The organism is Mycobacterium sp. E3298, assembly GCF_001666895.1.
Lineage (GTDB): Bacteria > Actinomycetota > Actinomycetes > Mycobacteriales > Mycobacteriaceae > Mycobacterium.
Genome location: NZ_LZJB01000480.1, coordinates 1 through 10,105, shown reverse-complemented (window position 1 = coordinate 10,105; position 10,105 = coordinate 1). Strand labels below are relative to the sequence as shown.

General features: G+C 67.2%; 11 protein-coding genes. 10 read left to right on the top strand and 1 reads right to left on the bottom strand.

The genetic code is table 11. The features are described 5' to 3' along the window. The 6 genes from rplP to A9X05_RS21900 all read left to right on the top strand — a co-directional run. Positions 1-324, top strand: a 324-nt coding sequence (rplP, locus tag A9X05_RS21925) for a 50S ribosomal protein L16 (RefSeq protein WP_067784039.1), incomplete at its 5' end; no start/stop codon positions are given. Beyond that, positions 324-557, top strand: coding sequence for a 50S ribosomal protein L29 (rpmC, locus tag A9X05_RS21920; RefSeq protein ID WP_067274850.1), 234 nt, complete (start codon positions 324-326; stop codon positions 555-557). The genes rplP and rpmC, both read left to right, overlap by 1 nt. Then, entirely contained in the window at positions 557-901 is a 345-nt protein-coding gene (rpsQ, locus tag A9X05_RS21915; protein WP_067753513.1) for a 30S ribosomal protein S17, read from the top strand. Before rpmC ends, rpsQ begins: the two co-directional genes overlap by 1 nt. A 115-nt stretch (positions 902-1,016) precedes the next feature. Then, positions 1,017-3,377, top strand: a complete 2,361-nt coding sequence (locus tag A9X05_RS21910) for an arylsulfatase (protein WP_067753516.1) — start codon at positions 1,017-1,019, stop codon at positions 3,375-3,377. Then, the gene (locus A9X05_RS32340) at positions 3,358-4,035 is read left to right on the top strand and encodes a hypothetical protein (RefSeq protein ID WP_231969169.1); all 678 of its coding nucleotides are present in this window, start codon (positions 3,358-3,360) and stop codon (positions 4,033-4,035) included. The genes A9X05_RS21910 and A9X05_RS32340 overlap by 20 nt, the downstream gene beginning before the upstream one ends. A 43-nt stretch (positions 4,036-4,078) precedes the next feature. Further along, positions 4,079-5,014, top strand: coding sequence for a DUF4436 domain-containing protein (locus tag A9X05_RS21900; protein WP_067753520.1), 936 nt, complete (start codon positions 4,079-4,081; stop codon positions 5,012-5,014). Between the two features lie 3 nt (positions 5,015-5,017). Here A9X05_RS21900 and pstS read toward each other — a convergent pair whose 3' ends face one another. Continuing rightward, a complete protein-coding gene (gene pstS / locus A9X05_RS21895) occupies positions 5,018-6,148 on the bottom strand; it encodes a phosphate ABC transporter substrate-binding protein PstS (protein WP_067784043.1) in 1,131 nt (376 codons plus the stop codon). Positions 6,149-6,523: 375 nt separating this feature from the next. Between pstS and A9X05_RS21890 the strand changes: the two genes are divergently transcribed. From A9X05_RS21890 to A9X05_RS21875, 4 genes are all read left to right on the top strand, one after another. Next, positions 6,524-7,477 (top strand): DUF4436 domain-containing protein, encoded by a 954-nt coding sequence (locus A9X05_RS21890; RefSeq protein WP_067784042.1) that lies wholly within the window; start codon positions 6,524-6,526, stop codon positions 7,475-7,477. 20 nt (positions 7,478-7,497) lie between these two features. Beyond that, positions 7,498-8,412, top strand: a complete 915-nt coding sequence (locus A9X05_RS21885; RefSeq protein ID WP_067784037.1) for a formylglycine-generating enzyme family protein — start codon at positions 7,498-7,500, stop codon at positions 8,410-8,412. Positions 8,413-8,628: 216 nt separating this feature from the next. After that, positions 8,629-9,507, top strand: a complete 879-nt coding sequence (locus A9X05_RS21880) for a DUF4436 domain-containing protein (RefSeq protein WP_068266636.1) — start codon at positions 8,629-8,631, stop codon at positions 9,505-9,507. Between the two features lie 101 nt (positions 9,508-9,608). Then, a partial coding sequence (locus tag A9X05_RS21875; RefSeq protein ID WP_156675671.1) for a DUF222 domain-containing protein occupies positions 9,609-10,105 on the top strand: 497 nt, incomplete at its 3' end.

The window sequence follows — 10,105 nt, the reverse complement described above, 5'->3', positions numbered from 1 at the left end:
TACGGCATTCAGGCGCTCGAGCACGCCTACGTGACCAACCGGCAGATCGAGTCCGCCCGTATCGCGATCAACCGCCACATCAAGCGTGGGGGCAAGGTGTGGATCAACGTCTTCCCGGACCGCCCGCTGACCAAGAAGCCCGCCGAGACCCGGATGGGTTCGGGTAAGGGCTCCCCCGAATGGTGGGTGGTCAACGTCAAGCCGGGCCGCGTGCTGTTCGAGCTGAGCTACCCCAACGAGCAGGTGGCCCGGGCGGCACTCACCCGTGCAATCCACAAGTTGCCGATCAAGGCACGCATCGTGACTCGAGAGGATCAGTTCTGATGGCAGTGGGAATTTCGCCTGGTGAACTGCGTGAGCTCACCGACGAGGAGCTGACCGAGCGTCTGCGCGAATCCAAGGAGGAGCTGTTCAACCTCCGCTTCCAGATGGCGACCGGGCAGCTGTCGAACAACCGCCGGCTGCGCACGGTGCGTCAGGAGATCGCGCGCGTCTACACGGTGCTGCGCGAACGAGAACTGGGCCTGGCTTCCGGGCCCGATGGTAAGGAATCGTGATGGCAGAAGCGAAGAAGGCGCCGGCAAAGGCGGCCGCGAAGGACACCGGGTCGAAAGAGAAGGGCCCCAAGCACACTCCGGCCAACCCCAAGGTGCGTGGCCGGCGCAAGGTGCGCATCGGTTACGTGGTGAGTGACAAGATGCAGAAGACCATCGTCGTCGAGCTCGAAGACCGCGTCCGTCACCCGCTGTACGGCAAGATCATCCGTACCACCAAGAAGGTGAAGGCGCACGACGAGAACAGCACCGCGGGCATCGGCGACCGCGTCTCGCTGATGGAGACGCGCCCGACGTCGGCCACCAAACGGTGGCGGCTCGTCGAAATCCTGGAGAAGGCCAAGTAGCTCCGAAGCGACATCGAAACGCCCGGGTCCCGATGGTCCCGGGCGTTTTGCTTTGGCAGGGTTGACGGTCCGCGAAAAGCGATCGGAATTTTCGCGGCCGCGTTACTCTCGGCGCATGTCGCCTGACTCCCGCGCCTTCGAGGGCAAGATCGAGCTGGACATCCGGGACTCCGAACCGGACTGGGGCCCGTACGCCGCGCCGACCGCCCCCGAGAACTCGCCCAACATCCTCTATCTGGTGTGGGACGACACCGGGATAGCGACGTGGGACTGCTTCGGCGGCCTGGTCGAGATGCCGGCGATGACCCGCATCGCCGAGCGGGGTGTCCGGCTGTCGCAGTTCCACACCACCGCGCTGTGCTCGCCGACCCGCGCGTCGCTGCTCACCGGCCGCAACGCCACCACGGTCGGCATGGCCACCATCGAGGAGTTCACCGACGCGTTCCCCAACGCCAACGGCCGCATCCCGTTCGACACCGCGCTGCTCTCCGAGGTGCTCGCCGAGCGCGGCTACAACACGTACTGCGTCGGCAAGTGGCACCTGACGCCGCTCGAGGAGTCCAATCTGGCGTCGACGAAACGACATTGGCCGACCTCGCGCGGCTTCGAGCGGTTCTACGGTTTCCTGGGCGGCGAGACCGACCAGTGGTATCCCGACCTGGTGTACGACAACCATCCGGTCAACCCGCCGGGTACACCGGAGGACGGTTACCACCTCTCGAAGGACCTCGCCGACAAGACCATCGAGTTCATCCGCGATGCCAAGGTGATCGCGCCGGACAAGCCGTGGTTCAGCTACGTGTGCCCGGGCGCCGGGCATGCGCCGCACCACGTGTTCTCCGAGTGGGCGGACCGCTACGCCGGCCGGTTCGACATGGGCTACGAGCGGTACCGCGAGATCGTGCTGGAGAACCAGAAGTCGTTGGGGATCGTGCCGCCCGACACCGAGCTCTCGCCGGTCAACCCGTACGCGGACGTTACGGGGCCGAAGGGCGAGCCCTGGCCGCTGCAGGACACGGTGCGACCGTGGGACTCGCTGAACCCCGACGAGCAGAGGCTCTTCGCCCGCATGGCCGAGGTGTTCGCAGGCTTCCTCAGCTACACCGACGCCCAGATCGGCCGGATCCTGGACTATCTGGAGGAATCCGGGCAGCTGGACAACACCATCATCGTGGTGATCTCCGACAACGGCGCCAGCGGGGAGGGCGGCCCCAACGGATCGGTGAACGAGGGCAAGTTCTTCAACGGCTACATCGACACGGTCGAAGAGAGCATGAAGCTGTTCGACCACCTGGGCGGCCCGGAGACGTACAACCATTACCCAATCGGCTGGGCGATGGCGTTCAACACCCCCTACAAGCTGTACAAGCGGTACGCCTCGCACGAAGGCGGCATTGCCGACACGGCCATCATCTCCTGGCCCAATGGCGTTGCCGCACACGGAGAGATCCGCGACAACTACGTCAACGTCTGCGACGTCACGCCCACCGTCTACGACCTGCTCGGCATGACACCGCCCGAGACCGTCAGGGGCATTGCTCAGAAGCCTCTGGACGGAGTGAGTTTCAAAGCGGCCCTTACCGATCCGGCCGCCGACACCGGGAAGCGGACCCAGTTCTACTCCATGCTGGGCACCCGCGGCATCTGGCATCAGGGCTGGTTCGCCAACACCATCCACGCGGCGACCCCGGCCGGCTGGTCGCATTTCGACACCGACCGCTGGGAGCTGTTCCACATCGAGGCCGACCGCAGCCAGTGCCACGACCTGGCTGCCGAGCACCCGGACAAACTGGAAGAACTCAAGGCGCTGTGGTTCTCCGAGGCCGCCAAGTACAACGGGCTGCCGCTCTCGGACCTGAACATCATCGAGACGATGACGCGGCCCCGCCCATACCTCGGCGGTAATCGGACCAGCTACGTCTACTATCCCGACTGCGCGGACGTCAGCATCGGCGCCGCCGCCGAAATCCAGGGCAGGTCGTTCTCGCTGCTGGCCGAGGTGACCATAGATACCACCGGCGCGGAAGGGGTGCTGTTCAAGCAGGGTGGCGCGCACGGCGGGCACGTGCTGTTCATCCAGGACGGGCGGCTGCATTACGTCTACAACTTCCTGGGCGAGCGCCAGCAGGTGGTCTCCTCATCGGGCGCGGTGCCGCTGGGCAAACACCTGCTGGGGGCGAGCTATTCGCGGACCGGCACCGTGGCCAACAGCCACACGCCACTCGGCGATGTCACGTTGTTCATCGACGACGAAGTGGTCGGAACGCTCGCGGACGTGCAAACCCATCCCGGCACGTTCGGGCTTGCGGGCGCCGGGATCACCGTCGGGCGCAACGGCGGCTCGGGGGTTTGCAGCCGCTACAAGGCCCCGTTCTCCTTTACGGGGGGCACCATCGCGCAGGTCACCGTCGACCTGTCCGGTCGGCCCTACGTTGACGTGGAAGCCGAAGTTGCGCTTGCCTTTTCGCGCGACTGAAGCCGCGGCGCTGTGCCTGCTGGCCGTCGCCGCTGTCGGTTGCGAGAAGACCACCGCCGGCACGGCGACCAGCGGGCCGGCGTCGTCGACGACCTCGGCGACCTCGACGACACGAGTGCCCGACCCGGCCGAGCCGGTGCCCGGCGTCGAAACCACGCTGCCCGACCACATTCCACCCAATGCGCTGGTGTGCTTCCCGCCGCCGCCGGCGAGCGGATCCATGACCAAGGCCTCGGTCGCGGACCCGGCGGCGCCGGTGCTCACGGTGCCGCTGCCGGACGGCTGGCCGTCGACCCCGGGTACCGGCGACGTCGCGCTGACGGCGACGGGCCCCGACGGCATGGCGGTGCGGGTCAGCATCACCCGGACCGATCTCGAACCGGGCGGGGCGTTCCTGCGCTACGCCACCGATCTGCGAACGGCGAATCCGGGAGTCAAAGTCACCGTCACCGCCGCCCAGTTCTGCGGTTACAGCAGCCAGCTACTGAGCGGCACCGGCGGCACGGCCGCAAACGACTTCGCCGACCGCGTCACCCACGTCTGGACGAACACCCAGAAATATCTGGTCGTCGTCCATCTCGAGGGCCCCGGCAAAGCCCAGGGGTTCGAAGCGGCCAAATCCACGCTGATGCAGCAATTCGCGGTCATTATCCCCTGAAACTTGTCGTTTCCCTTGCTAGCATCTGGCCCGTGATGCCTCAATGACCGCCGGGACTCCGGCGCCGCCCGTACCGCCAGCGCCGACCGGTTCCCGCGGCCGGCAAATCGCGATCGCCTTCGGGATCGTCGTCGCCGTCATCGTCATCTACGTCCTTTCCCTGATCGCCGTGCACCTGCTGGCCAAATCGGCGCCCCCTCTGCCCCCGGTCGATTTCAGCAAGCTCGAGGCCGAGGACAGCGTCGTGCAGGTCCATATCGAGAAGCTGGATACCGTCGCGAACCGGCTGACGGTGAACGTGCTTGTCTACCCGAAGGATTCGCTCTACGACAAGAACTTCGGCGTGCTGACCACCGACGCCGCGGTGCGGCTCTATCCGGAGAACGATCTGGGCGATTTGCAGTATCCGGTAGGTAAGGCGCCCGCGCAGGTCAGCACCGCGCTGGTGGCCCACGGCGATCCCGGTAACTGGCCGTTCGACTCGTACAAGACCGAAGTCATCGCGGCCGACGTGTTCACCGGCACCGGCCAGAACCGCGAAAAGGCGGCCGCCCGTGTGGAAGTCACCGGGAAGCTGGACGGCTGGGACGCCACGGTGACCCGAGTGCATGATCCCGAGGACGCCAACCCGGACGTCCAGGACAATGTGATCATCACGTTGCACAGGGCCAAGGGCCCGCTGATCTTCGACCTGGGCATCTGTCTGGTGCTCATCGCTTTGCCCGTGCTGGCGTTGTGGGTGGCCATCCCGGTGGCGCTGGGCAGGACGTCGTTCCTGCCGCCGATGACGACGTGGTACGGCGCGATGCTGTTCGCCATTGTTCCGCTGCGCAACATCTTGCCGGGGAGCCCACCGTACGGGTCGTGGATCGACCAGGCCGTCGTGCTCTGGGTCCTGATCGGTCTGGTCACCGCGATGGCGCTCTTCCTGTTCGGCTGGTGGCGGCAACGCGACCGCAGGCGCGGGCACAAGGCTTAGCCGCTACTCCGAATTCGTCACTCCCGCAGCGCTGATCGAGTCGACGGCGCTCGAGACCCGCGACTGGAAGTCCGGCGAGAGCGGGATGTACCCGTTGCGGGCGAGGTCGACCTGGCCGGGACCAATCGCGGCCTGCAGGAAGGCCTTGACCGCCTTGGCCGTTTCGGGGTCCGCATATTTGGAGCAGACGATCTCGTAGGTGGCCAGCACGATCGGGTAGACGTCGGGCTGGGCCGGGTTGTAGAACGACGAGATGTCGAGCACCAGGTCGTTGCCGCTGCCGATGATCTTGGCGCCGGTGATGGTCTTGCCGACGGTGTCGGTGCCGATGCGCACCGGCCGCAAGGACCTGCGGCTCGCCGGGGTCTTGATCTCGGCGGCGTAAAGCCCTTGCTGCAGCGCGAAAGACAGCTCGTTGTAACTGATCGCGCCCTCGGTGGACTTCACCAGCGCCGCGGTGCCGTTGTTGCCCTGCGCGCCGGTGCCGACGCCCCCGTTGAATGCCTTGCCTGTGCCCTTGTTCCAGGCCCCGCCGGCCGCCGCCTGCAAATAGGACTGGAAGTTATCGGTGGTTCCGGACGCGTCGCTGCGATAGATGACGCGGATGTCTTCGGCCGGCATGGACGCGTTCAATGCGGTGAGGGCCGGGTCATCCCAGCGTGTGATGGTGCCGTCGAAGATCTTGGCGATCGTCGACGCGTCGAGCACCAACGAGTCAACCGAGCCCAGGTTGTAGGTGATCGCCAGCGGGCCGAACACGACGGGCAGGTTCCAGGCGTCGGCGCCACCGCAGCGCTGTTTGGCTGCGGCGTACTGGTTTCCGGCCAGTGGCGTGTCCGATCCACCGAAATCCGTTTTGCCGGCCAGGAAGTCGCTGATTCCCGCGCCGGACCCGTTGGCCGTGTAGTTGAGGGTCTGCCCGGCGCACACCTTGCCGTAGGCCGCGACGAACTTCGTCATCGCGTTGGCCTGCGCGGTCGAACCGCTGGCCGTCAGGGTCTGCTTGCCGCCGCAGTCCACCTTGGCGCCGGCGGCGTAGGCCAGCGTCGGGTGGGGGTCGGTGCTGCAAGCTGACACCGCCACTGCCGCCGCGGCGAGCAGGCTGATGGCGGTCGCCGGTGGGTTGCGCTTCACGGTGGTTGGCTCCTGGTGGCTGCGGTCTCGGCCCGAGCGGGCGACGATGCGTCTGACGCCCGGCGGCTGCGGCGAGCACTGGGGCGACCTGCCCCGATTCGACACACGTCGAGACTTACCGCCATCGCGCCCGCCAAGCAAACAAACATCAGGTGAACGGGCTACCTGCTCCGATGAATGCCCGCTGCGGCTGCCGGCGGAGCCGAGCTGCGCCGTCGACGATTCGCTGCCGAGGCGATCCGCGGCCGCCGGAACGGCTAAAAAGCCTGACTCGGGATATGAATGCGATTCACCGCCGGGGAGATCGAAGTTCGCTACGATCTCTCTGGTGTCGCCTCAGGGTGGCGCATCGATCAATCTCTACCAAGGAGAATGATGGCCAGTCACGCGTCTCCCCCGCAGCAGCAGCCCGCAACTCCAGCAACGCCGCCGCCCGCCGCCACGGCGTCGGCGCCGCCCGAGCCGCCGCGCAAGCCCAGGCGGCGCCTGATCGTCGGTCTCGTCACCCTGCTCGGCTTCGTCGTGGTCTATTCGCTGACGCTGTTCGGCTTCCACCTGCTGGCCAGGTCGGGGGAGCCGCTCAAGCCGCCGGATTTGAACGCGACGAGCGACACCATCGTGCTGGTCCGGCTCGAGAAGCTGGACACCGTCGCCAATCGCCTGACGGTGAAAGTGCTTGTGATTCCCGAAGACTCGATGTTCGACAAACGCCTTGACGTGTTGAAGACCGACACCGCGGTCCGCATGGACCCCCCCAACGACCTCGGTGATCTGCAATACCCGGCGGGGAAGTCGCCGGCGCAGGTCGCCACCACGATCGAGGCGCACGGCGACCCCAACAACTGGCCCTTCGACTCCTATCGGACCGACACCCTCTCGGCCGACGTCCTCGTCGGCCAGGGCGACGCCCGCCAATACATCCCCGCCCGGGTCGAGGTCGCGGGCGCGTTGGACGGCTGGGACGTGAGCGTCCAGCGCGTCGGCGAAGCCAGCCAGGAATCGGACCGGCCGGACAACGTGGTCATCACGCTGCACCGGGCCAAGGGTCCGCTGATCTTCGACCTCGGCATCTGCCTGGTCCTCTTCGCCCTGCCGGCCCTGGCGTTCGCGGTTGCCATCCAGATCGCCTTGGGCAAGCGCAAATTCGTGCCGCCGTTCGTGACATGGTTCGCCGCGATGCTGTTCGCCGTCATACCGATCCGCAACTTCCTTCCCGGTTCGCCGCCGCCCGGTGCGTGGATCGACCAGGCGCTAGTGATCTGGGTGCTGCTCGCGCTGGTCGGTGCGATGGGCCTGTACATGCTCACGTGGTACCGCCAGTCCGACTGAGGTGCTCGTACCCTGAACGGGTGCTCAGCGAGTTGGTCGACCTACCCGGCGGATCGTTCCGCATGGGCTCGACCAGCTTCTACCCCGAAGAGGCCCCGATCCACACGGTGACCGTTGCCGCCTTCGCGGTGGAACGGCACCCGGTGACCAACGCGCAGTTCGCCGAATTCGTCTCGGCCACAGGGTATGTGACCGTGGCCGAGCAACCGATCGACCCGGCGCTGTATCCGGGCGCCAACCCGGCGGACCTGTGTCCCGGCGCCATGGTTTTCCGGCCCACCTCCGGCCCCGTCGACCTGCGGGACTGGCGGCAATGGTGGGAATGGGTGCCGGGTGCCAGTTGGCGGCATCCGTTCGGCCCGGACAGCGACATCACCGACCGGCCCGATCACCCGGTGGTGCAAGTGGCCTACCCCGACGCCGCCGCATACGCGCGCTGGGCCGGCCGGCGGCTGCCGACCGAGGCCGAGTGGGAGTACGCCGCCCGCGGCGGGTGCGCCGGCACGTACGCGTGGGGGGAGGAGCCCACACCAGCCGGCCGACTGATGGCCAACACCTGGCAGGGCCGGTTCCCCTACCGCAACGACGGCGCACTCGGCTGGGTGGGCACGTCGCCCGTGGGAACGTTTCCACCCAACGGATTCGGCCTGCTCGACATGATCGGCAACGTCTGGGAATGGACCGCCACGGAGTTCTCCGCGCACCACCGGATCGGCGGGCCGCCCAAGGCCTGTTGCGCCCCGACGGGACCCGCGGATCCGACCGTCAGCCAGACGCTGAAGGGTGGTTCGCACCTGTGCGCGCCGGAGTACTGCCACCGGTACCGTCCGGCCGCCCGATCGCCACAGTCACAGGACACCGCGACAACCCACATCGGGTTCCGCTGCGTCGCGCAGCAAACGGACCCCGCTGGCGGAGACGCCCCCCGACACTGAGGCGACGAGCGGGTTACCGCCGCATGGACGGCGAGTGACGGGGCGTTCGTAGGCGCGCACGGTCTGCACGAGTTCGCTAGCATCTGACCACGTGTGGCCCTCGACGCGCCCCGGAACACCGGTGGGTTGCCCGTGACCGCCGAGGCCCCCGCGGCACCGGCCCCGCCGCCCCCGTCGGACGCACCGACGCCGTCCTCGCCGCCCAGTGGCAAACACATGGCGAAACGCCCCCGCATCGTCATCGGCGTGGCCATCCTGGCCGTTGTCGTCACCGCCTACATGTTGTCCCTGTTCGGGGTGCACTGGCTCGAACGGTCGGAGGGGCCACTCCCTCCGCTTGACCTGAGCCAGGGCGGCGGCGATGCGACCATCGTGCAGCTGCAGGTGGAGGAGCTGAAACCGGTCGCCAAACGCCTCGGGGTGAATGTGCTTGTCTACCCGGGCATTTCGGCATACGACAACCGCTTCGACGTGCTGGGGACCGACGTCGCCGTGCGGCTTTATCCGACGAGCGACCTCGGCGACCTGCATTACCCCAAGGGCAAGGCGCCAGCGCAACTCAACACCACCGTCGTGGCGCACGGCGATCCGGGCAACTGGCCGTTCGACTCCTATCGGACCGAGCCGATCTCGGCGGACGCGTTCGTCGGGTCGGGCGACAACCTGAAGAAGGTGCCCGCGCGGGTCGAGGTGACCGGGGAGTTGGACGGCTGGGACATCAGCGTCAACCGCGTCCACGATCCCGGCGCGCTCCCGACGCAGCGCGGCACCGACAACGGGAACGTGGTCATCACCTTGAAGCGGGCGAAGGGCCCGCTGATCTTCGACTTGGGCATCTGTCTGGTCCTGATCAGCCTGCCCACCCTGGCGCTGCTGGTCGCCATTCCGATGGCGCTGGGCAGAAGGAAGTTCCTGCCGCCATTCGCAACCTGGTACGCCGCGAATCTGTTCGCCATCGTGCCGCTGCGCAACATCCTTCCCGGCGCGCCGCCGCCCGGCTCGTGGATCGACCAAGCCATCGTGCAGTGGGTGTTGATCGCGCTCGTGACGGCGATGAGCCTGTACATCTTCGCCTGGGTCCGGCAGGGGGACTAGCGGGTCGCGGATTTGGCGTGGCGCGCCGGGCCGCGGCGAGTTATCCACAGCCCGAGAAAGTTGGGCTGGACCTGTCGTAGCCGGGTGGCATAATCGAATGTATGTTCGATTCGAGGGTGCCGTCGGCGGAGTCGATCGCGGCGATGGATGAGCACTTCGAGCGGCGCTATCCGTCGGTGACGCCGGAGTCGTCGGCGTTGCTGGAGCAGGTTTCGGGCTGGTCGCGGGCGGAGAATCGGGCGGCGGCGGCGCAGTTGGCGGCGATCGGGGAGTTGTTCGCCTACCGGCTCTCCCGGTGCGCCGAATGTGAGGAGTGGGCGGTGGATACCGAGGCGGCGGTGGCCGCGGAGGTGGCCGCGGAGTTGCGGATCAGTCAGGGGTTGGCGGCCAGCCGGGTGCGGTATGCCCGGGCGCTGCGCGAGCGGCTGCCGAAGGTGGGTGAGGTTTTCACGGCCGGCGATATCGACTTCGGAATCTTCCGGACGCTGGTGTATCGCACCGATCTGCTCACCGACGCTGACGTGTTGGCGGCCGTGGACGCGCAGCTGGCGGCGAACGTGGCGCGCTGGCCCTCGATGAGCCAGGGCCGGTTGGGTGC

Bases quoted from the DNA above. Each gene is read 5' to 3' on its own strand.
- rpsQ (WP_067753513.1), top strand. From the start codon at position 557: ATGGCAGAAGCGAAGAAGGCGCCGGCAAAGGCGGCCGCGAAGGACACC.
- rpmC (WP_067274850.1), top strand. From the start codon at position 324: ATGGCAGTGGGAATTTCGCCTGGTGAACTGCGTGAGCTCACCGACGAG.
- A9X05_RS21910 (WP_067753516.1), top strand. From the start codon at position 1,017: ATGTCGCCTGACTCCCGCGCCTTCGAGGGCAAGATCGAGCTGGACATC.
- A9X05_RS21900 (WP_067753520.1), top strand. From the start codon at position 4,079: ATGACCGCCGGGACTCCGGCGCCGCCCGTACCGCCAGCGCCGACCGGT.
- A9X05_RS21880 (WP_068266636.1), top strand. From the start codon at position 8,629: ATGGCGAAACGCCCCCGCATCGTCATCGGCGTGGCCATCCTGGCCGTT.
- A9X05_RS21890 (WP_067784042.1), top strand. From the start codon at position 6,524: ATGGCCAGTCACGCGTCTCCCCCGCAGCAGCAGCCCGCAACTCCAGCA.